25 protein-coding genes are annotated in these 23572 nt (G+C 37.9%); 18 read left to right on the top strand and 7 right to left on the bottom strand.

The genetic code is table 11. From position 1 onward, the window contains the following. The first annotated feature begins 7 nt into the window (after positions 1 to 7). The 11 genes from ABJQ32_02730 to ABJQ32_02680 are packed head-to-tail and all read left to right on the top strand — an operon-like array spanning position 8 to position 12896. The gene (locus ABJQ32_02730) at positions 8 to 496 is read left to right on the top strand and encodes a hypothetical protein (GenBank protein MEP5288533.1); all 489 of its coding nucleotides are present in this window, start codon (positions 8 to 10) and stop codon (positions 494 to 496) included. Then, complete coding sequence (locus tag ABJQ32_02725) at positions 481 to 3288, top strand: T9SS type A sorting domain-containing protein (GenBank protein MEP5288532.1); 2808 nt, start codon at positions 481 to 483, stop codon at positions 3286 to 3288. The genes ABJQ32_02730 and ABJQ32_02725 overlap by 16 nt, the downstream gene beginning before the upstream one ends. Positions 3289 to 3306: 18 nt before the next feature. Further along, positions 3307 to 4284, top strand: coding sequence for an NADH-quinone oxidoreductase subunit NuoH (nuoH, locus tag ABJQ32_02720; protein ID MEP5288531.1), 978 nt, complete (start codon positions 3307 to 3309; stop codon positions 4282 to 4284). Positions 4285 to 4287: 3 nt separating this feature from the next. Further along, positions 4288 to 4938 carry a 4Fe-4S dicluster domain-containing protein gene (locus ABJQ32_02715; GenBank protein MEP5288530.1) on the top strand — a complete coding sequence of 217 codons (651 nt, stop codon included), beginning with the start codon at positions 4288 to 4290 and terminating at the stop codon, positions 4936 to 4938. Beyond that, positions 4935 to 5426 (top strand): NADH-quinone oxidoreductase subunit J, encoded by a 492-nt coding sequence (locus tag ABJQ32_02710; protein ID MEP5288529.1) that lies wholly within the window; start codon positions 4935 to 4937, stop codon positions 5424 to 5426. Before ABJQ32_02715 ends, ABJQ32_02710 begins: the two co-directional genes overlap by 4 nt. Beyond that, positions 5419 to 5727 carry an NADH-quinone oxidoreductase subunit NuoK gene (gene nuoK, locus ABJQ32_02705; protein ID MEP5288528.1) on the top strand — a complete coding sequence of 103 codons (309 nt, stop codon included), beginning with the start codon at positions 5419 to 5421 and terminating at the stop codon, positions 5725 to 5727. Before ABJQ32_02710 ends, nuoK begins: the two co-directional genes overlap by 8 nt. Beyond that, positions 5727 to 7622, top strand: a complete 1896-nt coding sequence (locus ABJQ32_02700; GenBank protein MEP5288527.1) for an NADH-quinone oxidoreductase subunit L — start codon at positions 5727 to 5729, stop codon at positions 7620 to 7622. The genes nuoK and ABJQ32_02700 overlap by 1 nt, the downstream gene beginning before the upstream one ends. 6 nt (positions 7623 to 7628) lie before the next feature. Beyond that, a complete protein-coding gene (locus tag ABJQ32_02695; protein MEP5288526.1) occupies positions 7629 to 9212 on the top strand; it encodes an NADH-quinone oxidoreductase subunit M in 1584 nt (527 codons plus the stop codon). Then, positions 9209 to 10642, top strand: a complete 1434-nt coding sequence (locus ABJQ32_02690) for an NADH-quinone oxidoreductase subunit N (protein ID MEP5288525.1) — start codon at positions 9209 to 9211, stop codon at positions 10640 to 10642. The genes ABJQ32_02695 and ABJQ32_02690 overlap by 4 nt, the downstream gene beginning before the upstream one ends. Continuing rightward, a complete protein-coding gene (locus ABJQ32_02685) occupies positions 10635 to 12521 on the top strand; it encodes a hypothetical protein (protein ID MEP5288524.1) in 1887 nt (628 codons plus the stop codon). Before ABJQ32_02690 ends, ABJQ32_02685 begins: the two co-directional genes overlap by 8 nt. A gap of 33 nt (positions 12522 to 12554) precedes the next feature. Then, a complete protein-coding gene (locus ABJQ32_02680; protein MEP5288523.1) occupies positions 12555 to 12896 on the top strand; it encodes a hypothetical protein in 342 nt (113 codons plus the stop codon). A gap of 58 nt (positions 12897 to 12954) precedes the next feature. On the opposite strand, the gene ABJQ32_02675 is transcribed toward ABJQ32_02680, so the two are convergent. Beyond that, complete coding sequence (locus ABJQ32_02675) at positions 12955 to 13479, bottom strand: hypothetical protein (GenBank protein ID MEP5288522.1); 525 nt, start codon at positions 13477 to 13479, stop codon at positions 12955 to 12957. Between the two features lie 117 nt (positions 13480 to 13596). On the opposite strand from ABJQ32_02675, the gene ABJQ32_02670 reads away from it, so the two are divergent. After that, the gene (locus ABJQ32_02670; GenBank protein ID MEP5288521.1) at positions 13597 to 14985 is read left to right on the top strand and encodes a sodium-dependent transporter; all 1389 of its coding nucleotides are present in this window, start codon (positions 13597 to 13599) and stop codon (positions 14983 to 14985) included. On the opposite strand, the gene ABJQ32_02665 is transcribed toward ABJQ32_02670, so the two are convergent. The 4 genes from ABJQ32_02665 to ABJQ32_02650 all read right to left on the bottom strand — a co-directional run bounded on the left by ABJQ32_02665 (position 14982) and on the right by ABJQ32_02650 (position 16917). After that, positions 14982 to 15692 carry a hypothetical protein gene (locus ABJQ32_02665; protein ID MEP5288520.1) on the bottom strand — a complete coding sequence of 237 codons (711 nt, stop codon included), beginning with the start codon at positions 15690 to 15692 and terminating at the stop codon, positions 14982 to 14984. The genes ABJQ32_02670 and ABJQ32_02665 overlap by 4 nt on opposite strands. Next, entirely contained in the window at positions 15689 to 16114 is a 426-nt protein-coding gene (locus ABJQ32_02660; protein ID MEP5288519.1) for a MarR family winged helix-turn-helix transcriptional regulator, read from the bottom strand. Before ABJQ32_02660 ends, ABJQ32_02665 begins: the two co-directional genes overlap by 4 nt. A 69-nt stretch (positions 16115 to 16183) precedes the next feature. After that, complete coding sequence (locus ABJQ32_02655; GenBank protein ID MEP5288518.1) at positions 16184 to 16510, bottom strand: iron-sulfur cluster assembly accessory protein; 327 nt, start codon at positions 16508 to 16510, stop codon at positions 16184 to 16186. Next, entirely contained in the window at positions 16510 to 16917 is a 408-nt protein-coding gene (locus tag ABJQ32_02650; protein ID MEP5288517.1) for a hypothetical protein, read from the bottom strand. Before ABJQ32_02650 ends, ABJQ32_02655 begins: the two co-directional genes overlap by 1 nt. Positions 16918 to 17087: 170 nt before the next feature. Between ABJQ32_02650 and mce the strand changes: the two genes are divergently transcribed. The 4 genes from mce to ABJQ32_02630 all read left to right on the top strand — a co-directional run bounded on the left by mce (position 17088) and on the right by ABJQ32_02630 (position 19554). Continuing rightward, positions 17088 to 17492, top strand: coding sequence for a methylmalonyl-CoA epimerase (gene mce, locus ABJQ32_02645; protein ID MEP5288516.1), 405 nt, complete (start codon positions 17088 to 17090; stop codon positions 17490 to 17492). A gap of 94 nt (positions 17493 to 17586) precedes the next feature. Continuing rightward, positions 17587 to 18618: a thiamine-phosphate kinase gene (thiL, locus tag ABJQ32_02640; GenBank protein ID MEP5288515.1), complete on the top strand. Its 1032-nt coding sequence runs from the start codon at positions 17587 to 17589 to the stop codon at positions 18616 to 18618. Positions 18619 to 18727: 109 nt separating this feature from the next. Continuing rightward, positions 18728 to 19120 (top strand): rhodanese-like domain-containing protein, encoded by a 393-nt coding sequence (locus ABJQ32_02635; GenBank protein MEP5288514.1) that lies wholly within the window; start codon positions 18728 to 18730, stop codon positions 19118 to 19120. After that, positions 19114 to 19554, top strand: coding sequence for a GNAT family N-acetyltransferase (locus ABJQ32_02630; GenBank protein MEP5288513.1), 441 nt, complete (start codon positions 19114 to 19116; stop codon positions 19552 to 19554). Before ABJQ32_02635 ends, ABJQ32_02630 begins: the two co-directional genes overlap by 7 nt. Positions 19555 to 19605: 51 nt before the next feature. Here ABJQ32_02630 and ABJQ32_02625 read toward each other — a convergent pair whose 3' ends face one another. After that, a complete protein-coding gene (locus ABJQ32_02625) occupies positions 19606 to 20181 on the bottom strand; it encodes a YceI family protein (protein ID MEP5288512.1) in 576 nt (191 codons plus the stop codon). A 127-nt stretch (positions 20182 to 20308) separates the two neighbouring features. Here ABJQ32_02625 and ABJQ32_02620 point away from each other — a divergent pair, with 127 nt between their 5' ends. Next, positions 20309 to 20872 carry a DUF3109 family protein gene (locus tag ABJQ32_02620; GenBank protein ID MEP5288511.1) on the top strand — a complete coding sequence of 188 codons (564 nt, stop codon included), beginning with the start codon at positions 20309 to 20311 and terminating at the stop codon, positions 20870 to 20872. Between the two features lie 91 nt (positions 20873 to 20963). Continuing rightward, on the top strand, positions 20964 to 22031 hold the full coding sequence (locus ABJQ32_02615; GenBank protein MEP5288510.1) for an AI-2E family transporter: 1068 nt from the start codon (positions 20964 to 20966) through the stop codon (positions 22029 to 22031). A 457-nt stretch (positions 22032 to 22488) separates the two neighbouring features. Here the strand turns inward: ABJQ32_02615 and ABJQ32_02610 are convergent, their stop codons facing one another. Beyond that, the gene (locus tag ABJQ32_02610; GenBank protein MEP5288509.1) at positions 22489 to 23526 is read right to left on the bottom strand and encodes a serine hydrolase domain-containing protein; all 1038 of its coding nucleotides are present in this window, start codon (positions 23524 to 23526) and stop codon (positions 22489 to 22491) included. Between the last annotated feature and the right edge of the window lie 46 nt (positions 23527 to 23572).

Genomic DNA, 23572 nt, shown 5'->3' with positions numbered 1-23572 from the left:
TTGAATTATGAATAAAATACTTTTTTTAGCTTTATTTATCATTATAAGTGCTTGTTCAGTCACTAAAAGTACAAAATCGTCTCATCAGTTTACTGGTGGTAGTGTTGGGTGTGGAAATTTCATCGTCTATAAATTGTCGGAAGATAATACCGAGTATGTGTCTGTGGCTGTCAATGCAAGATCCATTGATGTAGAGAGTGATCAGGCTTATGCTATAGGGAAGGCAGATATCGTTGAAGTAAAACGAAAAAAATACGCAGGAAAGGTTGACGCTTCTTTGTGTAATGATGTGATGATAGATATGCCGAAAGAGGAGCTGGAAGAAGTAGCAACAAGTGGCATTGTAGAATTAAAATTGAGTAAGGAGGAACTTGAAAAAGCTAAAAACAAAAGACCATATAGAGCTACCGTTATACTTAAAAATGTAATATTTGGCTCGCTGACAATAGATTATTTATACCTTGAAAATATATATGTAGGATGGTTGCCAGGATAGTATTCTTATTCATTTTATTCATTTTTTCAGGATTCGCATATGGACAGAATCTAGCATGTGGAACTCCTGAGCCTTCATTAACTCAAAAGCAGAGATTGAACCAACTTGTTGAATTGGAACAGTCAAATGATTTAGTGACTTTAGCAGCTTCTGGGGTTAGCGAAATTGCAATTATTGCACATGTTATAAGGCAGGATGATGGCACTGGTGGATTATCTGAAGAAGAACTACAAGATGCTTTAGATAATGTTAATAGTTTTTATCTCAATGCAAACATGTCTTTTTTCTACCTGGACATTAGATACATTGATGATAATAAGTACTATGATTTTGTGACGGGTGATGAGTCAGAACTTACTTCTGAGTACAATTACGATGGTGTGATAAATATTTATTTTGCAAACTCAGTAAGTAATGGAGCGGGTTCATTCTATTGTGGTTATGCATATTTCCCAGGAGGACCAGACGTAATTCTTATGAATAACGGATGTACTACAAATGGTAGCACTCTTCCACATGAGATAGGACATTTTTTTTACTTGTATCACACCCATGGGACAACAAACACAGGCACCACTGATGAAGTCGTAATTCGGCCAGGTGAAGAATCAGTAGGATGCATAGAACCAGATTGTACACCAGCACCATCTAATTGTGATACAAATGGCGATCAACTTTGTGATACCGAAGCAGACCCGAATGTGTCTGGAAAGGTAGACGGTGATTGTAATTATACTGATAGTGAAGTTGATCCTAATGGAGATGCTTTTCGGCCAGACCCTACCAATATTATGTCTTATTCAACCAAACCCTGTAGAAATCTTTTTACTAATGGGCAATACAATCGTATAAATTCTGCATACCTAAACGATAGAAACTATTTACTTACGGATAATGTACTTGCTGCATTCGATGTTGAAGATGCAGAAATATGTGAAGGTGAGTTGATAAACTTCTCAGATAACTCAATAAATGCAGTTTCTTATTCTTGGACGTTTGAAGGGGGTGATCCGGCAACTTCTACTGAGGCTAATCCATCTGTAGTCTATACAACAAGCGGTTCTTATGATGTTTCCTTAACTGTTCAAGACGAAAATGATATTGCGAATACAAAGACTTTCACTGAATTAGTCTCCGTTAGAGGAGAGATTACCTCAGAAGTGAATACTTTAAGCGGTTCCTTTGAAGAAGAGTCATTACAAGAGCTTGTGATTAGTGGTGGGACTGATACTTGGCAGCAAACAAATGTTGGATCAGATGGAAGTAAATCAGCATATGTAGTACTTGTTTTTATGAAAAATGGCCAAGAAGATTATTTAGTAATTGATCCATTGAACTCTGCCGTTGATAAAGGTTTTTTGCTAAACATTGATTACGCATATGCACCTTTAAATGATAATACAGAAGATCGCCTAGAGGTCGTCTATCGGGATCCTTGTGGAGAATGGCAGTCCGTGTGGTCAAAAGAGGGACAAGATTTGGCTACTGCACCTAATGAAGATCAGGTATTCTTTTTTCCTTCAAGTAATCAATGGAAATCAGAGACTATTTTTTTTGAAGTGGATGAAAGTGTTGATGTAGCTGAAATAGCGTTGAAAACGACATCTGATAATGGGAATTCCTTATTTGTTGACAATTACACCATTGAAACTTTTGATACAAATTTTTCTATTTCAGATATTGAAGTAAAAGATGCTACTTGTACGGATATTGAAGATGGATCTATAGAAATTATTGTAGAGGGGTATGGTGCATTTGAATATAGCCTCGATGGTGAAACATTTATCGAATCAAGTATAGTTTCGAATCTTTCACCAGGCACATATAACATTGTAGTTAGAAATGTATTGAACCATGAAGAAACCATGGAAGTCACCGTAGGTTACGAAAATCAATACCCATCCAAACCAGTTATATCAGAATCAAATGGAGAGCTGTCTATTAATTTGATAGAGGAGCAAACAGTGGAATGGTATATCAATGGAATTCTAATTCCTGAGGTAAATTCTAATTCTATTTCTGTTGATGAAAGTGGCAACTATTCAGTAAAAGTTTCAAACGGAATGTGCAGCATAACATCAGATGATTACTTTTTTTCAAAATCGGGTTTCTTTATCTCTGATATCAAAGTAACAAAGTCCTCATGCTCTGATATTGCAGACGGATCCATGTCTATCTCTGTGAATAAAGAGGGAATATATGAGTATAGTATTGACGGTGAAACCTATGGTGAATCAAGTGTGATTTCAAACCTTTCCCCTGGAACATATAATGTTATCGTAAGGAATTCCTCAGATAGTGAAGAGACCATGGAAGTCACTATTGGGTATGAAAATGAATACCCTGCTAAGCCGATCATATCTAAGTCAAATGGAGAACTTTCAGTCTTGTTATCCGAAGGGCAAACAGTAGAATGGTATTACGAAGGAGAACTTGTACTTGAAGAAACATCTGGCACTATCTCATCTGATGGAAATGGATTGTATTCAGTAAGAGTCTCTAACGGAGCATGCAGCACTATGTCAGATGAGTTCATTGTCTTAGGTGCAGAAGATGATTTTAGGTCGTTGGAGGTTTATCCCAATCCTGTTCAGAAAATACTTTCAGTATCTCTTTCTAATGAGCTTAAGAATAGAGTTAAATATTTATCAATTAGTGACTTGTCAGGGAAAGTTCTAGTCCAACTGGATTATGACGAAAATGTCAATGTTGAATCTCTTGAATCAGGTCTCTACTTCATTCATTTCGAACTTGAAGGACAAAAGATTACAAGACGTTTTCTTAAACAATAAAGAGCCGTAAATTCGAGTGTGATTTCATTCGTCTTCTATCTCTCCTTTCTGTTGATCTTCGTGGTTTTCGCTGTATATGCAGAGCGAAAGACTGCCGCGTTTATTCAAAATAGGCTTGGTCCAATGGAAGTAGGTCCAAAAGGGATACTGCAAACTATAGCTGACCTGCTGAAGATGCTTCAAAAAGAAGATATACGTGCCAATGCCGTTGACTTGATTCCATTTCTCATAGCTCCAATTATTGTATTTTCTGCAGTTTTCACGGGCTTCTCTGTATTACCAATAAATGAAGAACTGATAGGTTCAAACATCACAAGTGGTGTCTTCTTCCTTCTAGCGATTGTTTCTTTAGATGTATTGGGAATCTTAATGGCCGGTTGGGCCTCTAATAATAAGTATAGCTTATATGGCGCTATGCGTTCTATCGCACAAATTGTTTCATACGAAGTGCCTTTAGGTTTGAGTGTTCTATGTGTCGTCATTATTTCAGGCACACTCAATCTAAATGAAATGAGTGTGCTTCAATCTGATTCAGGTATTCTATCATGGAATCTTGTTCGGCATCCGGTATTGATCGTTCCGTTTATCATATTTTTCATTTCCGGATTAGCAGAATCAAACAGAACGCCTTTTGATCTTCCTGAGTCAGAATCAGAATTAATAGGAGGTTATCATACAGAGTATTCGGGTTTCAGGTGGGGCATGTTCATGCTTTCAGAATACGGAATGATGCTACTGTTATCAATTCTGGGTACAGTTCTTTTTTTAGGAGGATGGAGCTCTCTAATATCAAATTTTGCAGAAGGACCTATTTGGGGATCTTTTTGGTTGCTTTCTAAGTCAATGCTATTGATTTTCATCCAAATGTGGATAAGGTGGACGCTTCCTCGATTGAGAGTCGATCAACTCATGAGCCTGTCATGGAAATATTTAACACCTATATCCATTTTGATGTTATTCATTTGTGCTATGTGGAAACTTTGGATCATAGGGTAAACAATGGGCTATTTCCGTAACATATCATCATCAGCAAAAACTACATGGAAAGGGATGTTTTTGTCCATCAAGTACTTTTTTCAAGCAAGAAGAAGTCGTAAAAAAGAGTGGGTAGCAGAAGAAAATTATTTTGAAAAGGCCAATGGCACATTCACAGTACAGTACCCCAAAGAAAGCATACCTATTCCTGACCATGGAAGGTATCAATTGCATAATGAAATTGACGATTGCATAGTTTGTGACAAATGTGCCAAAATATGTCCCGTTGATTGCATTGATATTGAGCCAGTGAGATCTCCGGAAGTTTTCGGACAGACCTCAGATGGAACACCCTTAAGAATACATGCAGCCAGATTTGATATAGATATGTCAAAGTGTTGTTTCTGCGGACTATGCACAGTAGTCTGTCCTACAGAGTGCCTCACAATGACAAAAGAATTTGATTTTAGTACCACAGATATTCTAGATCACAACTTCTCATTTAGTAAAATGAATGATCGTGAAATAGCTGAGAAGAAGAAGGAATTTGAAGAGCATCAAGTAACAAAGTTGAAGGCTAAGCCTGAGTTACCTGAAATCAAGAAGGAAGCAGACGTCTCGAAAAAACCTGCAGCAAAACCAGTTTTCAAACCTCGTATTCCAAAGAAGAAATGATCATTACTATTCAAATCTTCTTAGTGTTAGTTGTTCTACTCGGAGTAGGGGTGATTTTGGCTACAAAGAACATTATTCATGCAGCATATGCACTTTGCCTTTCATTAGTAGGTATTGCTGGCATATATGTAATACTCATGTCAGAACTTCTGGCGGTAGTACAAATTATGTTGTATGCAGGAGGGGTTGTGATTTTACTTGCTTTTGGTGTGATGATGACGAATCGTTTAAGAGGGGAAAAGGTGCTTTCTGGCTCTAGAAATCAACTTCTGGGAGCTATGATATCACTTATCCTTTTTGGAAGCTTGGTATTCTTTATTTCTAATACTTCTTTCACTGTCAGTGAAAATTTGAAACAAGACCAAGTTAAAAAGATAGGAGTCTCCTTTTTGACAGAGCATATTGTAGCTTTTGAACTAATCGCTTTTGTATTATTGGTTGCTTTGATAGGAGCTGCCTACTTGGCTAAAGCTGCTACTGATGAATGAAACAATGCTAACATATTACTTGTATCTCGCAGCATTCATATTTAGCGCGGGTGTATTCGTTACCATCACAAAACGTAATGCTATTTTCGTTCTCATCGGAATTGAATTGATGCTAAATGGAGCCAATATTGTATTAGCCTCTTTTTCGCAATTTGATGGAAGTTTGAGAGGCCAAGTATTTGCCATATTTGCCATAGTATTGACAGTTTGTGAGGTGTCAATTGCTTTAGCCATTCTTCTAAATATTTATCGAAAATCCAAAGTGTCCAATTTGGATGAGCTAACGGAGGTAGGCAACTAATGGAGGCACTATTCATCATAATCATTCTATTTCTTCCTTTAGCAGGAGGATTACTTGCCTTCCTATTTGAAAAGCAAACAAAACTCTTTTCTATTTCTGGAGTATCCGTTTCGTTTTTTACATCACTTTACCTCGCAATTACTAAATTCAATTATGCTGTCACTTTTGAGTGGTTACCAAGTATGAAGATGAGTATCTTAATTGATAACGCCTCCATTACTTTGATAGCTTTAGTGACTCTAGTATCCACATTAGTCCATGTATTTTCGATGGAATACATGAAGAAAGAAAGAGGCCAGAATAGATATTTTGCGAAGCTTGGATTTTTCACTTTCTCAATGATTGGTTTACTAATCGCGGATCATTTAATTCTACTGTTTGTGTTCTGGGAATTGGTAGGGTTAGCTTCCTACCTACTTATTGGATTTTGGTATAAAAGCGAAGGAATTCCTTCATCAGCAAGGCTAGCTTTCATGGTGAATAGAATAGCTGATGTTGCGCTGCTAGCAGGTATACTAATATTGAATTCTTCAGGATCCCTTACCATATCTTATTTTAATGATTCATGGCTATTTCTACCCTCAATCCTGATAACTATTGGGGCTTTTGGGAAATCAGCTCAGTTTCCATTCTCAGGCTGGTTGACGAAAGCTATGGTGGGACCAACACCAGTCTCGGCACTAATCCATGCGGCTACTATGGTGGCGGCAGGTGTTTATCTTCTGTATAGAGTAGCCCCGTTCTTACATATTCAAGCCTTGACGGTCATAGCTTTGATAGGATCATTTACCGCTCTTTATGGAGGTATTTGTGCGTTGTTTCAGCATGACATCAAAAAGGTTCTGGCATATTCCACCATTTCGCAACTGGGATATATGGTATTGGGAATTGGAGTAGGAGGAGAGGAAGCTTCTATGTTTCATCTATTTACGCATGCTTTTTTTAAAGCCGGGTTGTTTTTAGGTGCCGGCAGTATTATTCATTTCATGCATCATGCTACAAAACTAGATGCTCAGAATATGAAAAATATGGGAGGGTTGAGATCAGTTTTACCTTGGACATATAGAACATTTTTGATTTGTTCATTAGCGCTTGTAGGCATTCCGCTGTTCAGTGGTTTTATGTCAAAAGAGGGAATAATAATAGCTGCATGGGGATGGGCTGAGCAAACGGGCACATGGGCTTACTTAGTTCCTGACATTGCTTTGATAACAGCTTTTTTGACAGCTATGTACGTCGGCAGAATGCTACTTCTTATTTTTTGGGGAGAAAGTAGATTAGGACAATCAGTGAAGCTATTTAGTGAAAAGTTAAATATTACACTACCGTTGATATTGCTTGCCATAGGATCTCTTTGGTTCATATTTAACCTGAACCCACTTGCTCATACTTCATGGCTAACAAATATTTTTGGTGGAGGCAATTCTGTCAAATCTGATTTTATTTCTCAAAAGGTCATGTTTTTGTCCTTGCTTATGACTTTAGCTGGCCTTGTATTGGCCTATTCATTTTTTAAGTCAGGATCAAATTACAATAAGAACTACTTGTCATTAGATCAAAATCGATTCAGAGCAGCCATAGAAGGATTCTACCTCATTTCTTTATATCATGTTTTTGGAAAGGCAATGGAACGAATTTCAACTTATGCATTTGTCATAGATCAGAAAGTATTGGATAGAATTGTTCATTTAGTTGGGATTGGAGGAGTTGTATTGTCAAAAATAATATCACTGATAGATCGCTTTTTAATTGATGGACCGGTCAATTTAATCGGATATCTTTCTAGATTGATTGGTAGGCTATTGGCTAATCTTAGCTCCAGAGATTTACAGTCACAATTAGCACTTTTGATTCTTGGTCTTATTTTGATTTTAAGCTGGATACTGTTTTTTTAGCACAGCATGCAAAACACATTAACCTACATATTCCTTCTTCCAATACTGATTGCTTTAGTGATGCTTTTCATTCCTGCCGAGAATTGGAAGGTGTTTAGGCGACTCGCCTTAGCGACTACTGTAGTTCAGACTGTACTATCAGTCCTATTGATGGTTAGATTCGATCAGAGCCTGGTTCCAGATAGCTGGTCTTCTGCATTTCAATTCGTAGAGCAAACTGAATGGATAAATATGTCCTTTGGCTCTCTAGGCTCAATAAGCATTCAGTATTTTTTAGGAGTGGATGGAATTAGCCTTCCGTTAGTAATGCTGTCATCTTTTGTTCTTTTAGTGGGAGTCATTTCTTCCTGGAGTATACAAGAGAAAGCAAAAGGATATTTTATTCTCTACCTGATTTTGAGTTCAAGCATAATAGGGTGCTTTATTGCGCTCGACTTTTTCTTGTTTTACCTGTGTTTCGAATTTATGTTGCTTCCAATGTTCTTCCTTATTGGCATATGGGGGGGCAAGCGAAGGTCTTATGCTTCCATAAAGTTTTTCCTTTACACATTATTGGGTTCACTATTTATCTTGATAGTGATGATAGGCTTATATATGAGTGTAATAGATGGCGATTCTAACACTTTTAGCCTGGTGCAAATGATGGATGGAAGTTATAAGTCAGGATCTGTACTAGATCCTGGTTCTCCTCAGATGATCTTTGGCTATTCAGCCCGGGTTTTGGCGTTCTTATCCTTAATCATTGGGTTTGGTATTAAACTCCCGGCTGTACCATTTCACACTTGGCTGCCAGACGCACATGTAGAAGCCCCCACACCCATTTCAGTTGTCTTAGCTGGATTATTGTTAAAAGTAGGTGCCTATGGCTTGTTGAGAATTGCCTACGGAATATTCCCGGATGCAGCACTTGATTATGCTTCTTTAGTGGCCGTTGTAGGAGTTTTATCTATTCTTTATGGTGGATTTAATGCATTAGCTCAAAGAGATTTAAAGAGAATGGTTGCTTACTCCTCTGTTTCTCATATGGGCTTTGTTCTCGTTGGTTTAGCTTCACTTACAGCGGCAGGATTTTCAGGTTCACTTTTTCATATGGTGTCACATGGATTGATCTCACCAGCACTGTTTCTAATTGCAGGAGTAGTCTATGATCGTACTGGAAATAGACAGATGGAGAGTTTTAGTGGGCTAGCTAGTAAAATGCCAGTATACACCTTTTTCACCGCGATCTTTTTCTTCGCAGGCTTAGGGTTTCCGGGTCTTTCAGGATTTGTTGGTGAATTGATGGTGCTCATGGGCGCTTTTGGAAGTTCTCAACTTTCACTTTGGATTGGAATTTTAGCTACACTTGGTATTGCCATCTCAGCAGCTTATTTCTTATGGACTATCCAGAGAATGTTCTATGGAAAATATTTCGTGAAAGAGAGGAGCTGGGAGCCTCATATGTTAGACCTGACTTCCAGAGAAAAATTAATGCTAATTCCACTTACAGTTTTGGTTGTTCTTTTGGGAATTTTTCCAAGATTGATATTGGATTACTCCAATGAAACAATCAATTTCTTTATTGAGCAAATTAGCAAGGTGCAGCCATGAGTTTCAATCAACAACTTGTTGGGATACTGAAAGACCTCCAAGGTACCTGGACGGAAAGTACGCTAATCATAGGATCGATCTTTATTCTGCTAATGGGCTTGGTCAAACCAAGTAAATTATTGATGAAGGGCGGTTTTGCTATAAGCATAGTGTTGGCGTTGTATTTTAATATGGATAATGATTTGGGAGGAGAACGAATGATGAATGGAATATTCATATCCCCATCTTCTATTTATTTCGGCTCACTTTTTTTACTTGTTTCGTTGTTGGTTCTTGTCTTCAAAAGAGAAAAGACACATGCACCTGAATTTTACTTCTTTATTCTAGCTATGCTAGTTGGGAGTCTATTTATCATGAAGGCCAATAGCCTGCTCATTATTTACGTTGCTATAGAGCTGGTATCACTTTCTTCATACATACTCACGAACTTTTCTTTCAAAAAAAAGGGATTTGAAGCTGGTATAAAATATTTACTCTTTGGAGCTATGACTTCAGCGGTCATGTTGTTTGGCCTAGGGTTGATTTATGGATTAACAGGAACGTTTGCAATTTCTGAGTGGAGCCCGACCTTATTTTCTCAGACATTAGCTCAAGTAGGTGTATTAATGCTACTCATTGGGATCTTCTTCAAGATTTCCATTATGCCAGCACATCTATGGGTTCCAGGCACTTATCAATATGCCCCTGCAGATGCTACCGCATTTATGTCGATTGTACCAAAATTAGCAGCATTGGTACTGATGCAAAGAATTTTCGCAACGGGTATATTTAACGTTGATCATTGGATATTCAATACTGTTCTAATTTTAGGAATTTTTACTGTTATAGCGGGTACTCTGGGTGCATTTCGTCAAACCAATGCACGTCGAATGATCAGTTTTGGAGCTATTGCGCATTCTGGTTTTTTACTTCCATTTGCGTTGATGGATACAACCACTTCTCAAGAAGCTTTTTGGTGGTATGCGGTTACTTATGCCCTCATGAATCTAATTGTCTTCTATCTATTGGACAGTTATGAGAGAAAGCAAATTGAAAATATTGAAGACTACAGCAAAGCATCAGAATCAGTTTGGTTAGGAGTCTGTTTTACAGTGGCACTGATCTCTCTGGTAGGAATTCCCCCACTAGCAGGTTTCACCGCTAAGTTTTTTCTTTTCAGTGCCCTTTGGGAATTTTATCTTATCCATAGTTCCAATCTGATTTTATGGTATTTAGTAGTGGCTATCCTTGCAACAGTAGGTTCATTATTTTACTACCTTCAAATTTCCAGGAACATCTTCCTCGTGACAAGAGGCCGAGATAAATCTATCAATTTCAGTTTCTCAACGAAAATAGTCGCAACTCTTTTTTCAATTGCCCTGTTATTGTTGTTCTTTGCACCGAAGCTGGTAATAGTAATGCAACAATTGCTTAATAACGTCCATGAGTGACCCAATAAAACACGAATGTGGCATAGCCCACCTCCGTCTACGGAAACCCCTCCAATATTATATTGACAAATACGGCACGCCTGCTTATGCAGCCAAGAAGATGTATTTGCTAATGAAGAAGCAAAGTAATCGCGGACAGGATGGAGTAGGAGTTGCGAGTATAAAGATTGATTTACCTCCCGGGCATAGATATGTATCCAGATATAGAACAATAGGATCAAATCCAATTGAAGAGATTTTTGGTAAGATTAGCAAAAAGTATCTCAAGGCAAAAAAAGATCCACGAGGTGAAGTCACAGATGCTGAATGGCTAAAAGAAAATTATGCTTTTACAGGAGAGTCTTGGCTTGGTCATCTTAGATATGGGACACACGGGAAAAACAGTATCGAGAATTGTCATCCTTTCCTGAGACAGAATAACTGGAGAAGCCGTAACCTGGTGATGGCAGGAAACTTCAATATGACGAATGTTGAAGAACTATTTGATATTCTTGTTGGGCTGGGTCAGTTTCCGAAAGACAAAGTGGATACCGTGACCGTGATGGAGAAAATTGGTCACTTCCTTGATGAAGAAAATCAACGAATATTTGATAAATATAAGGATGACTTTTCCAATGAAGATATCACCTATAAAATAGAAGAAGAAATAGATCTTCAACGAGTACTACATCGTTCGTGTAGAGATTTTGACGGAGGTTATGCCATGGCTGGTATCATTGGTTATGGAGCTTCGTTTGTAGCGAGAGACCCAGCTGGTATTCGACCAGCCTATTTTTATGCTGATGACGAAGTGGTGGTTGTTACATCTGAGAAACAAGCAATCAAGACGGCTTTTGGGTGTGAGTATTCAGATATCCAAGAGATTAAACCGGGACATGCGTTGATCATCTCCAAAGATGGGGAGTATGAACAATTACAATTCATAGAACCAATAGAGCGAAAGTCTTGCAGTTTCGAACGAATCTACTTCTCGAGAGGTACGGATCCAGATATTTACAATGAACGAAGGACTTTAGGTGAACTACTTGTCCCTCAAGTACTAAAAGCAATAAACTTCGATCTTCGGAACACCGTTTTTTCATACATACCCAACACTGCGGAAACCTCATTTTTGGGATTGATGCGGGGTGTAGAGAATTACTTAATTGCCAAGAGAAAAGAAGTGATTCTTGAGGGAAAACCATCTGCAGATTCAATTGAGGAGATGCTAAATTTTCATCCTCGAATTGAAAAGCTAGTGCTAAAGGATGCTAAACTCAGGACTTTTATAACGGATGACAGTAGTCGTGATGAACTAGTATCTCACGTATATGATACGACGTATGAAGTAATCAATAAGAAAACAGATACCTTGGTTATCATTGATGATAGTATTGTTCGAGGTACTACATTAGAGAAAAGTATCCTGACGCTTTTAGATAGACTTGAGCCTAAGAAAATTGTAATAGTTTCCTCCGCACCTCAGATTAGATTCCCGGATTGTTATGGAATAGATATGAGTAAAATGAAGGACTTTCTTGCTTTTAGAGCGGTATTGGCTTTGCTTAAGGATCACAACAAAGAAGATATGTTGGATGAAGTCTTTGATAAGTGCTTGGCTAGTCAAGCAGATGAAAATCCAAAGAATCATGTCAATGAACTTTATGAGCTTTTTACCTATGAGCAAATTTCAGATAAGATTACTGAAATAGTGAAGCCAGATGGAATGAATGCAGAGGTGGAGGTTGTTTACCAGACTGTAGATAACCTACACAAAGCATGTCCCAATCATTTAGGAGACTGGTACTTTACAGGAGATTACCCGACACTTGGAGGGAATAGAGTTGTGAATAGGTCTTTTGTGAACTACATGAAAGGCATAGAGGTTCGAGCTTACTAGCAAACAATTCGTCTTCATATTGCTTTATGTTGTATGAAGGTTTCTAAAGACGAAATTCTTTTCATTTACGATTCACGTGATATCGATCAGCGTGAAAGATTGCTCTATCTCAAGTCGTTGAAACAAGTTGTGACTAGAGAGCTGGATATTCAAAGAAATGATTTGAATCAACTCATGCTCGCTGATCTAGCTAAAAAATTGAATGTTTCTGAGAAGGATTTAGTACGACAAGATTTAGAGTTTACAATCGGAGACTTGATGGACTTGAATAAAGATGATTTTTTAGACTACTTATCATCCAACATTACAAAACTTAAAACTCCGATTGCTGTCTATCATGATCATGCAAAGTTCTTGAGTCAAGATGCGACTTGATAAAAAGAAGTGATTAACACTTTAATGCTGTTAAGCATTAAACAAATCAAGGTATGAGTTATTCTAGCTTCTTTGGCTCGTTTGCTAATCCGAGAGCGCTCCATCGTTCTCCATATACCGACTCGTAAACAATTTCTACTTGAACAATATCTTGATTGGAGAACCACTTTTTAAGAATAGGGGCATTAATTGTGTCTTTCGAGACACCAATGAGTTCTACTTTTTCACCTGCGGGAATAAGAGTGCCTTTTTTAATATTTGAATAAAAATAATTTTTTATTGAATCTTTCGGCTTGATTACAAGGAAAGTAAAACTTGCAGGATCGCCCACATAGACCGAATCTTCGTAGTGAATTTTAACGTCTTTAATAAATGCAGGTCCAATTCCATTATTCTTTAGAATATACTTGTAAGATTCTCCTCGATGACCTGTATTTGAATTCCACATTTCTAAATATGGAAGTACTGAGGCGTATTGTTGCTTTCGGATAAGATCTGTTTGATAGACAATTGTAAACAATGTTCCTAGAGATGCAATTATGGCAACTATGCTAAGTAATCTATCTGAAGACCATTTTTTCATGCTATAAAAATAGAATAACTCAGAGTTGAACAGCTAGAAATAGGCAAAATACTTGCTCATTTAAATACTTTGAATCGACTCCTGGCATTAAATTGCTCAATTCATCAATGAAGCACAATGGCAACTAGAGGTGGTTTCTCAAGCAAAGCAGGTTTTATAGCAGCGGCAGCAGGTTCTGCGGTTGGATTAGGAAATATTTGGGGATTCCCATACGAGGTAGGAGCTGGAGGAGGTGCTATCTTCGTTTTGGTTTATCTGTTTTTTTGCTTTGCTCTTTGCTTCCCAGTGATGATTACTGAGATCGCGATCGGAAGAAAGTCAGGTAGAAATGCAGTAGGTGCATTCAACGCGCTTGGTCATAAGAAGTGGAATTTTATTGGAAAATTAGGTGTACTCAGTGGGGTACTTATTCTTTCATTCTATAATGTAATCGCAGGATGGGCTTTTGGCTATACCTTCCAACTAGGGTCTGGCAACTTTTCAGTAGCAGACAATTTCACTGAGTTTACGTCAAATGTTTTTACAGTAGGTACCTATGGTTTGCTCTTTATGGTGGCCACAGCGTTCATCGTTTCAAAAGGGATTGCAGGGGGTATTGAAAAAGCAGCCAAAATTCTGCTTCCAACATTGATCATCATGATCATAGGACTGGTTGTTTATTCATTGTTTTTACCGAATGCAATGGCTGGTTTGAAATTTTATCTCCTCCCGGACTTTTCTAAATTCTCCTTCAATGTTGTTTTTAATGCGATGGGGCAAGCATTCTTTTCGCTTTCTCTAGGGATGGGAGCCTTGATTACCTATGGGAGTTATGTTGGAAAGAATGATAACATTGTATCGTCTGCAGCGCTGATTACACTGGCAGATGTTGGTATCGCATTCATTGCGGGACTAATGATATTTCCTTTCATAGGTTTCATTAGCAATGGGGAGCTTACTGGCGTAGGTGGAGGTCCGGAATTGATTTTTGTTACATTGCCTCAGATATTCGGAAGTATTGGAGGAGTCACTGGCTCAATACTAGGCGCTTCATTCTTTGCATTACTCTGTTTCGCTGCTTTAACATCAACCGTTTCACTTCTTGAAGTTCCAGTTTCATATTTAGTAGATGAGCATAAGTTTAAACGTAAAAATGCTGCGTGGCTGATGGCAGGGGTTGTATACGTTATTGGAATCCCATCATTGATTGGAAATGGATACTCAACGTATTTCACTGAATTTATTCAATATTTCAATGCGGAGACGAAAACAAACTTTCTCAGCTTTGTAGTCAACATGGCCAATGATTCATTCCTGCCATTAGGTGGGTGCTTGATTGTCTTCTTTGCTGCCCACATATGGAAAAAAGAGAATATTGATGCTGAGATATCTATTGGAGCGCCAAACTACGAGAAATCGTTTGTTAAGAAATACCTCAGCATTGCATTACCATATCTGGTGCCCATACTGTTGGCTACCATATTTGTAATGACTGTTCTGGTTACCTTTTTTGGATTCGATTTCTAACTCTTCAAAATTCTATTCAGCTGAGCAATAGATAGTACATGCACAAATACTGCACAAGGCATTAAGAATCCCGCAACAAGTACATATGGATAAGTTAATCCTTCTATTGGCATGAGTGTTTGTGTAGCACCATATATTTCGGGTAGATAGATAGTGGTCATAAAAACAAAAATTACGGTCGCCAAAACAAGCAAACCGAGATAATTCCATATCCTGATAACTTTCATGCTCAGCTTTTTTCTAAAGAAGACAATGTACCCTACTATAGGAACCGTGAATGCATAAGCCATGTCAAAATTATAACCTTCGATGGAAGCTTCTTTATGTAGAATGCCTTCAGTAACAGACATCACAAATAGTACCTCCACCAGAATTCGAAAAGACTGAAAAAAGAAAAGCCAAGATGATGGGATATGAGTAGTCCAATCATTATTCCTATTCCGGTAAACGAAAACTCCTGTAAAAATGAATGCAGGAAAGATCATTGTTAAGGCAAATCTGGGAGGGAATTCGAAAGTCTGAATAAATCCAGAGGTAGTAATGGTATAGATGTATACTTGCCAAATAATGAGCCCCAGGATTAGAATGAACTTCTTTTTTTTAGATTTTTCAGGAGCAAATGACCGATCAATAGCAGTAAATCCAAAATAGGCAAGGATAAGGTTTATCATCACCATTAATCCGAAGTATCCGAATTGCAGTATCATAGTGTAGTGTTTTTAAGTTTGGTTAAAATTGAGCTAACAGCTTCCTCGCCATCCTCATTTAGCAGTGAACGTATTTCCTTCATAGCCTCATTCCAAGATGGAATAGCTCTCTCGAGCAAGGCTTTGCCTTCATTGGTAATGTTGATTTCAGGGAAATCAACTTTCGTTGCGTAGCTCTTTTCAAAAAGCCGTCTAAGATTCCGATTAAGAGTGGATTTTTCCATGTATAGAATATCACAGATCTCTTTCTGGTTAAGATTATCCCTTTTGGATAATAGAAATAACAAGCTCATCTGACTGGTAGATAGACCATAAGGTTTGATATGTTTTCTGAAAATACTGGAAGTAATCCTACTTATACGACCCATTTTTCCTGAAATGCAGGTAGTGGGATCTGTAGTATCTAATAGAGGGTAGTTCATTTAGTTGTATATACAACTTTTACGATATGAAGATTATTTGGTTGTTAAATGACTAAAGAATCATAGATTTTAAACTGAGAAGCTCTCGCCGCATCCGCAAGTTCTGGATGCGTTAGGATTGACAAACTGGAATCCTTTGCCATTTAGTCCGTCAGAGAAATCAAGTGTAGTGCCTAATAAGTAAAGAAGGCTTTTCTTATCCACAAGAATCTTTACCCCTTTATCTTCAAACACCTGATCTGCGTCCTGTATTTCAGGATCGAAAGAGAGGTCATACATTAAGCCTGAGCACCCGCCCCCTTTTACAGAAACTCTAATATTGTGCTCTAATGATTTCCCTTCACCGGACAATAGGGTGACGATTTCTTCTCTTGCTTTGTCTGTTACGTTTATCATCAGGCTACTGGATTTAATACAATACTAAACACGGTCAGGTTATTCATGTCTCTGCCATAGTATAGCTTATCCATCGCATCATACATGTTTTTTGCTCGGAAATAGGAGGTCTGCAATTCATTCATTCCCTTCATCATCCATTGGATGGTAAAGGAGCCTTCTTTGTCTTTATGTGTTCGCACATAATCAAGCATCTTGTGCAAAACATCAGTCTTATCAAAGCCTGTAATAGCCTTGAAAAGAAACGATTGGTTATGACGCGGGTTGATTGTGATCAAGTCGAGCCTAACTTTCCCATCATTATTTGAAAATTCAAAGATGACTTCATCGCTTCGTAAGCCTAGAAAGTTCTTTATCTCGTTTTGAATCTTTGCAGATTCTACATGAATGTCTGATCGTAGCTCCATTTCCTTTCAATATATCAGTAAACTTTTCAGATCGACTGAAAGTTCCTGCATTTTTGCAAACTTAATAATAATTGAGCTTGGAGCTTAACTCAATCATTGAGACAATTTGTTTTCGTTGCATTGAATTTGTGCCAACAAGCCTGATTTAAAATTCATAGATAGATAATCAAATGTGGAAAAACGTTGAGCATATTGGCATAGCAGTAAAGGACCTGAATGGTGTAAATGAGATTTATACCAAGCTTTTTGGTGAGGCTCCTTATAAAATGGAGTCCGTTGAAACCGAGCAAGTAGATACATCTTTCTTTAAAATTGGTCAGACGAAAATTGAATTTTTAAGTGCTACGGATGAAGATAGCGCTATTGCTAAATTCATAGAAAAAAGAGGAGAAGGCATTCACCATATAGCCTTTGAGGTGGAGGATATCCATTTTGAGTTAGAGCGTTTGCAGGCTGAGGGTTTTCAGTTTACCAGACCAGAAGTATTTAAAGGAGCTGACAATAAATTAGTATGTTTTGTTCATCCAAAATCAGCTAATGGGGTTTTGGTAGAGTTGTGTCAAGAAATAAAATAAGAGCTTTAACCGCAGAGAAAGCAGAGGATATTCACGGAGTACTCGGAGCTCTTTGTGAAAACTCAATTCTCTCAGCGGTTAATAAATAAATAATATGTCAGAAGAAAAGCGAACAGAAATAGGAGAACTAGGGGAATTTGGCCTAATAGATAGAATTGCTGAAAATTTTGATCCGAAGAATGAAAAAACGGTCAAAGGTATCGGAGACGATACCGCAGTTTATGACTTAGGAGATAGGTACTTGCTAACCACCACAGATATACTTTTGGAAGGAGTGCATTTCGACCTATCATATATGCCTCTCCAGCATTTAGGGTATAAAGCTGTGGCTGTGAATATCTCAGATATAGCAGCCATGAATGGAATACCCACTCAAATAACAGTTGGACTTGGATTGAGTAACCGATTTTCTGTAGAGGCAGTCGAAGCGATTTATGAAGGGATTAAGTCCGCTTGTGATGAATATAAAGTTGACTTGGTGGGTGGAGACACAACTTCTTCAGCTTCGGGTTTAGTTATAGCGGTAACGGCATTGGGTGAAGTTGACAGAGATAAGATCGTTTATAGAAATGGGGCGATGGAAAGTGACATCTTATGCGTAACTGGAGATCTGGGAGGAGCTTTTGTAGGGCTACAGATTTTAGAGAGGGAGAAAGCTGAATTTGTCGCAAACCCAGATATGCAACCTAAGATAGATAAATATGATTATGTAGTAGGTCGTCAATTAAAGCCAAAGGCTAGAATGGATATCATTCATGAGTTCAAAGATTTAGGAATTATGCCAACATCGATGATTGATGTTTCAGATGGCTTGGCTTCTGAAGCTTTTCATTTATGTAAGCAATCAGGACTTGGAGTAGCCATTTATGAAGATAAAATTCCGATAGAGAAACAATCTTTTGAAACAGCGGCGGAGTTTAGTATTGATCCTAATTCATGCGCTTTAAATGGCGGTGAAGACTATGAATTACTATTCACTATAGGTCAGGACGATTTTGAAAAGATTAAAAACCATGCGGATATTCATACCATTGGCTACATGCAATCCAAGGAAAAGGGTAGAACTTTTGTCACAAGAAGTCAAAACGTAGTGGAGCTTCAAGCTCAGGGATGGAAGCATTTTTAAATCTTACTGGATGAAAAACATTCATCAAAAATCAGAATTCTTCTCATCCAAATAAGTTTTTGACTTTCGCTCGTCCTTTTAGGTTTGCTCAAACAAAAACAATATCTATATGGAAGAGCAAATCAAATTCTACGAAAATAAGTTGGCTTACGAAATGGATCCGGCGGATCTATTTGAGTCATTAGAGATTGATGATAGCATAGTGGTTGTGGATGCCAGGCAATCTTTTGGATATGAGAAAGAACACATACCAACTGCTATCAATTTACCACAAAGAGAAATTACTCAAGAGAGCACAAGAGATTTAGATATATCTAAAACGTACGTATGCTATTGTGATGGAATAGGATGTAATGCTTCTACCAAAGGAGCATTGAAATTGGCAAAGCTCGGATTCACTGTAAAAGAGCTCATGGGAGGTATCGAATGGTGGAAGTTTGATGGATATGCTACAGAAGGAGCTAAATCGACCCAAGGAACAGCCATTCAATGCGCATGCTGATTCGAGAAGCAGTCGAAAGAGATATTGATCAGATTATTGAGCTTTGTCAACTGCATGCTGAATATGAAAAGTCATCATACAGCAAAGTAGAGAAACAAGAAAAGCTTTTCAGTAGTCTATTTAAAGAAAAGAATGGGATAAAGTGTGTAGTTATTGAAGAAGAACGGCAATTGCATGGATATGCCACTTTTATCAAACAGTTTTCAACCTGGGATGCAGATTGGTATCTCTACCTCGACTGTCTTTTCTTAAGAGAAGAGACAAGAGGAAAAGGAATAGGCAAGGAAATGATGAGTTTGATTAAGGCCTATGCTAAGAAAGAAGGATGTATCAATATCCAGTGGCAAACTCCAGATTTCAATCAGGATGCAATTAGATTTTATAAAAAGATAGGAGCCGAGTCGAAGAAGAAAGAACGATTCTTCTGGGATTAAAAAAAGCCCATTCATTGTATGAATGGGCTTTTTTTAATGGATTGTTATCAATTACATATTGGCAACAAGAGATACAGAAAGATCGAAGTTGTCATAGATCGTCTTATCTCCCAAGTTATCGAAAAAGCTTCCTGATCCATATCGAATATCAAACTTAGATCTGTCGATAGAAACATCAGCTGTTGCAGTGACTTTACCATCTTTAGCTACCACGCTAACAGGGAATTGAATTTCTTCCGTTTTTCCTTTGATTGTGATATTACCTATCACTTTATATTTTCCTGGTCCTTGAGGAACAGCCTTTGTAATTACAAATGTTGCAGTAGGGTATGTTGCTACACCAAAGAAATCATCTGATTTCAAATGTCCTTCTAATTTTCCTTTCGATTCTCCTGAAAGGTCTGAGTTAGAAAGTGTAGTCATATCAATCGTGAAAAGTCCACCCGTTAGGTTTCCTTTAGCATCCATTTCCAGACGACCACCTTGTAGTTGGATAGAGCCATTATGCTGACCAGTTACTTTCTTACCTACCCACTTTACCGTACTTTCTTTTACGTCTACTTTAGCATCTTTTGCCACAGCTCCTGAGAAAAGAGTCAATGCCGAAATCATCAATACCTTGATCATAATTCTTAATGTTTGGTTTTTAGTTTAAATTTAAATGTACCTACATATAATGTAGATGCAATAGAAACGAACGTTCTTGAAAATGGTTCAGTATTTTTGAAAAAAAATTCATTAACAAAGTATTAAAATGATTGAAGTAGGGAAAACCTTGATAACGGATGATGTGATAGAGGAGCAATTTGTTTGTGATCTCACAAAATGCAAAGGAGCTTGCTGTGTGGAAGGTGACTTAGGTGCTCCACTGCTGGAAGACGAACTGGAGGAAGTGGATAAGGTGATTGATCTGGTGAAACCTTATCTCACAGAAGAGGCAATCGCAGTACTTGAAAAGAAGGGAGGGTATCTATTAGACGAAGATGGTGATCTTTCTACCACAACAATCAATGGAAAAGAATGTGCCTTCGCTTTCTATGATGAAAAGAAGATCTTGAAATGCAGCATAGAGCAAGCGCATAAAGAAGGAAAGACAGATTTTAAAAAACCAATCTCTTGTCACTTGTACCCAATCCGTATTTCTAAGCTTCCGGACTTTGAAGCACTCAACTATGACAGATGGCAGATCTGTTCTCCGGCCTGTGATCTAGGCAAAGAGCTGAAAGTGCCTGTCTATAAGTTTCTGAAAGAAGCGCTCATACGTAAATATGGAGAGGAATGGTACGCGGAGTTGGAAGAGAAGGTGGGAGAAGAGTAATCAGTTTTTTTTAAGTAGATGCTTGCATCGAAAGTTGATTGAACTAAACCTGATTAATTACGTCTCTCTAATGATTCAAATCCCTTAAAGCATGAACGATAGAAAAACCACTAATATCCTACTCTTGATTCTTGTGGTACCATTGGTGTTTTATTTACTTAAAACGCTTTCTTTTATATTCATTCCATTGATTTCAGCAATGTTCATTGCATTACTTTTCTTGCCTTTAATGAGGTGGTTTAAGAAGAAGCGTGTGCCAAAGGTTTTGAGCATTATTATGGTCATTCTAATCATCGCCACTTTTTTTAAATTGAGTGGAGAAGTGATTCAGCTTTCAAGCAGGGAGATTCTAGCAACTGACAATGAGTTTTTTGATAAAGCAAAAATTAAACTTACGGAGTTATTGAACTCGGTTGAAGTATTCTTCGGTGTTGAATTTTTACAAGGAGAAGAGACGCTGGGTTCGTTGATTCAAAAAGATACCATCATCAAAAACTTCGCACCTACGGTAGGCTTTATCACGGACACATTATCTATGATACTAGTCATGTTATTCTTTGTGGTGCTTCTATTGGCAGGTTCCATTGATATGCAGAAGGTATTAAATAATACCATTCTAAAGCAACATTTTTCATCGGTCAAAACCTTCATGAAGGTGGAGAGGGATCTAATCAAATTTATTAAGGTCAAGTTCTTTGTAAGCTTATTCACTGGTTTGGGTATTGGAATTGCTTGTTGGGGTTTCGGTGTAAGCTTTCCCATCTTTTGGGGTTTGTTCGCATTCATGATCAATTTCCTTCAGATGATTGGCTCGGTGATCACGGTAATACTGCTCGCTATTTTTGCTTTTGTGGAAATAGAAGCTCCTTCCATACTCTTCTTATTCATCCTTACCACAACGGGAGTTCAAGCTTTATTTGGAGGGGTCCTGGAACCTATTTTTATGGGAAAATCATTCTCAATCAATGTTATCACTATTCTGATCATGTTGATGCTTTGGGGGTATGTTTGGGGAATTCCAGGCTTGATCATGTCTATTCCGATCACGGTTTTTCTCAAAATACTTTTTGATCAGTCTGACAACACGCAAGTTATTTCTGAATTGCTCTCGGGGAAATCACGAGATAGTTTGGCTGTAGTAAAACAAGGGGAGGATTAGTTAACTTAATACGGAGAATCGGATAGTTTGAAAATCTTTATTCTCCCATTTTGAAGCACTCAACTTGTCATCCGCACTTTGATGCGGTATCTCAGATGTGGGAATTTCTAATTGGTGTTTTCTCTTTTCGCCTTTCGTAAAGAGTTTATCCCTATGAGAGTAAATGCAACAATGAAACCGACCTGAGATATAATATCCATCATATCGTATTGGTGGCCTGAGTAGATTCGATAGGCATTACGCCCTATTGTTACGAGAACTAAAAGAAAGGAGAGTATGGCTAATTTCATCAGTACAAATATGGTATTTAGTGATCAATTTCATTGGTTAAATACAGCGTTCAACTTACAACCAGTAAGCTAGACTTCCCAAATATCTATAAAAGTATTGATTCAAATGCTCCTTACAAATAGCTCAGTTAGTGCGGCAGAGCTAGGCTTATGGATGATAGTGCTTGCTATAAGCTTTTTTGCCTTTTCAGTATTTTGACAATTCTACTATTGATGATCTCTGACAAGTTCCAATTGTACAGTTTAGGATCGGTTGTACTGTAGAACTCAATAACAACAGCATCAAGGTCTTTGTGATATTTTGCGAAACTTTGGTATCCCGGAACCCAACCGGCATGTTCATACTCGTATATGGAGGAATAGATTTCTTGTTCTCCTTTATCAAACAAAGAACCATCGTTTAACGCCCTCAGGAATATACCCACATCTTCTGCGGTGGCTAACATTCCATGTTCGTCCATCTTTAAATCGTAGGGATGTCCTACGTGGTAGCCACTCATCACATGGTTCATATTCACTTCTGCTAACGAACCGAATGTTTTGTTCAGATTCAGGGGAATCAAAATTTCTTCTCGAATGAATCTGAAGTTCTCATAACCCAGCGTTTCATCCATGATTTTATTGAGCAACAAGTAATTCGTATTGCAGTATTCATAGTCTTCGCCTGGTTCAAAGTTGGCCGGCATGTCCAATATCAATGCAAGACTCTCTTGATAAGATTGTGTTGGAGCTGCCCAAAAATTTGGAGCGTCTGTGAAATTGGGGATACCACTTCGATGCTGTATCATCATTCTCAAAGTGATTCTTTTGGCATTCTCAATTCTTCCAACAAGTTCCGGAAAATAATCAGCAATCGTTTTATCCAAAGACAGGCGCCCATCACCGACTAATTTTGCAATTGCAACGGCATCATATAGCTTGCTGATACTGGCAATTTTGAATAGATCATGGGGATTTGCGGGTGTTTTGGCTTCCCGATCATGCCAGCCGGAAGCAAAATATTGAGGTGCTTGACCAGCTTGGTCTACATAAACAATCATTCCATCAAACCCATGTTGGATGGCTTCATCCAATTGTTCTTGCACGGTATTAGGGAGCGGTAAGATCCATGCCTTAACCAGTAACCATGGCACGAAGTACAAAGAGCCGAGGGAAGCGGCAATAAATATTATTCTGAATATTCGTTTTGTTTGTTTCTTGGTCATTCTATTTATGAGCAGATTATTTTGCTTATAACACTCCAGCTAAACT

Source organism: Marinobacter alexandrii (assembly GCA_039984955.1).
GTDB lineage: Bacteria > Bacteroidota > Bacteroidia > Cytophagales > Cyclobacteriaceae > Ekhidna.
Note: the sequence above shows the minus strand (reverse complement) of the source record. Positions and strands in the feature narration are given on the sequence as shown.

Bases quoted from the DNA above. Each gene is read 5' to 3' on its own strand.
- ABJQ32_02725 (MEP5288532.1), top strand. From the start codon at position 481: ATGGTTGCCAGGATAGTATTCTTATTCATTTTATTCATTTTTTCAGGA.
- ABJQ32_02635 (MEP5288514.1), top strand. From the start codon at position 18,728: ATGGAAGAGCAAATCAAATTCTACGAAAATAAGTTGGCTTACGAAATG.
- ABJQ32_02685 (MEP5288524.1), top strand. From the start codon at position 10,635: ATGAGTGACCCAATAAAACACGAATGTGGCATAGCCCACCTCCGTCTA.
- ABJQ32_02710 (MEP5288529.1), top strand. From the start codon at position 4,935: ATGATCATTACTATTCAAATCTTCTTAGTGTTAGTTGTTCTACTCGGA.
- ABJQ32_02730 (MEP5288533.1), top strand. From the start codon at position 8: ATGAATAAAATACTTTTTTTAGCTTTATTTATCATTATAAGTGCTTGT.
- nuoK (MEP5288528.1), top strand. From the start codon at position 5,419: ATGAATGAAACAATGCTAACATATTACTTGTATCTCGCAGCATTCATA.
- thiL (MEP5288515.1), top strand. From the start codon at position 17,587: ATGTCAGAAGAAAAGCGAACAGAAATAGGAGAACTAGGGGAATTTGGC.
- ABJQ32_02700 (MEP5288527.1), top strand. From the start codon at position 5,727: ATGGAGGCACTATTCATCATAATCATTCTATTTCTTCCTTTAGCAGGA.
- mce (MEP5288516.1), top strand. From the start codon at position 17,088: ATGTGGAAAAACGTTGAGCATATTGGCATAGCAGTAAAGGACCTGAAT.
- ABJQ32_02630 (MEP5288513.1), top strand. From the start codon at position 19,114: ATGCTGATTCGAGAAGCAGTCGAAAGAGATATTGATCAGATTATTGAG.
- ABJQ32_02615 (MEP5288510.1), top strand. From the start codon at position 20,964: ATGAACGATAGAAAAACCACTAATATCCTACTCTTGATTCTTGTGGTA.
- ABJQ32_02665 (MEP5288520.1), bottom strand. From the start codon at position 15,692: ATGATACTGCAATTCGGATACTTCGGATTAATGGTGATGATAAACCTT.
- ABJQ32_02625 (MEP5288512.1), bottom strand. From the start codon at position 20,181: ATGATCAAGGTATTGATGATTTCGGCATTGACTCTTTTCTCAGGAGCT.
- ABJQ32_02675 (MEP5288522.1), bottom strand. From the start codon at position 13,479: ATGAAAAAATGGTCTTCAGATAGATTACTTAGCATAGTTGCCATAATT.
- ABJQ32_02655 (MEP5288518.1), bottom strand. From the start codon at position 16,510: ATGATAAACGTAACAGACAAAGCAAGAGAAGAAATCGTCACCCTATTG.
- ABJQ32_02660 (MEP5288519.1), bottom strand. From the start codon at position 16,114: ATGAACTACCCTCTATTAGATACTACAGATCCCACTACCTGCATTTCA.
- ABJQ32_02610 (MEP5288509.1), bottom strand. From the start codon at position 23,526: ATGACCAAGAAACAAACAAAACGAATATTCAGAATAATATTTATTGCC.
- ABJQ32_02715 (MEP5288530.1), top strand. From the start codon at position 4,288: ATGGGCTATTTCCGTAACATATCATCATCAGCAAAAACTACATGGAAA.
- ABJQ32_02690 (MEP5288525.1), top strand. From the start codon at position 9,209: ATGAGTTTCAATCAACAACTTGTTGGGATACTGAAAGACCTCCAAGGT.
- ABJQ32_02680 (MEP5288523.1), top strand. From the start codon at position 12,555: ATGAAGGTTTCTAAAGACGAAATTCTTTTCATTTACGATTCACGTGAT.
- ABJQ32_02620 (MEP5288511.1), top strand. From the start codon at position 20,309: ATGATTGAAGTAGGGAAAACCTTGATAACGGATGATGTGATAGAGGAG.
- ABJQ32_02670 (MEP5288521.1), top strand. From the start codon at position 13,597: ATGGCAACTAGAGGTGGTTTCTCAAGCAAAGCAGGTTTTATAGCAGCG.
- ABJQ32_02695 (MEP5288526.1), top strand. From the start codon at position 7,629: ATGCAAAACACATTAACCTACATATTCCTTCTTCCAATACTGATTGCT.
- ABJQ32_02650 (MEP5288517.1), bottom strand. From the start codon at position 16,917: ATGGAGCTACGATCAGACATTCATGTAGAATCTGCAAAGATTCAAAAC.